The organism is Pseudoalteromonas sp. SG43-6, assembly GCF_014164365.1.
GTDB lineage: Bacteria > Pseudomonadota > Gammaproteobacteria > Enterobacterales > Alteromonadaceae > Pseudoalteromonas > Pseudoalteromonas rhizosphaerae.
In genome coordinates this window covers 1-524 of sequence record NZ_JACJEZ010000166.1, presented here as the reverse complement: position 1 = coordinate 524, position 524 = coordinate 1, and the positions used below count along the sequence as shown (strand labels likewise).

Here is a 524-nt window from a genome sequence, read left to right as displayed (position 1 = left end):
CCAGCATATGTGGGGCTATAGCTCAGCTGGGAGAGCGCCTGCCTTGCACGCAGGAGGTCAGCAGTTCGATCCTGCTTAGCTCCACCACTTACTTCTTAAAAATAAATATTCTTTTATCGGGCAGCATAATCGCCTGAGAATAGAGTGTGTTTAATTTTGAGAGGTTTTTGTATCTCTTGCTCTTTAAAAATTTGGAAAAGCTGATAATAAAATTCGTATGAATACAGTGTATTTGTACAGAGTTTTCAAAAGTAAAAAAGAATGATAGCAGTATCATTCAGTGCCATTTAATGAACGTTTCGTTTGTTGATTGGTATCTACTTTAGTATTCAATATTAACTTCTGGCGAAGTTAAACTGTCACTAACGTATGACTAAACTTTACTGTTTAGTATTGCGAAAGCAAGACCCGTTTGGGTTGTATGGTTAAGTGACTAAGCGTACACGGTGGATGCCTTGGCAGTTGGAGGCGATGAAGGACGTATTAACTTGCGATAAGCCTAGTCAAGCTAGTAAAAAGCACTT

General features: G+C 38.9%; 1 tRNA gene and 1 rRNA gene. Both read left to right on the top strand.

Features of this window, described 5'->3' with window-relative positions:
* Positions 1–11 precede the first annotated feature (11 nt).
* A tRNA-Ala gene (locus tag H5201_RS22625) sits at positions 12–87 on the top strand.
* Between the two features lie 336 nt (positions 88–423).
* Positions 424–524: ribosomal RNA gene (locus H5201_RS22620) — 23S ribosomal RNA — on the top strand; the annotation flags it as partial.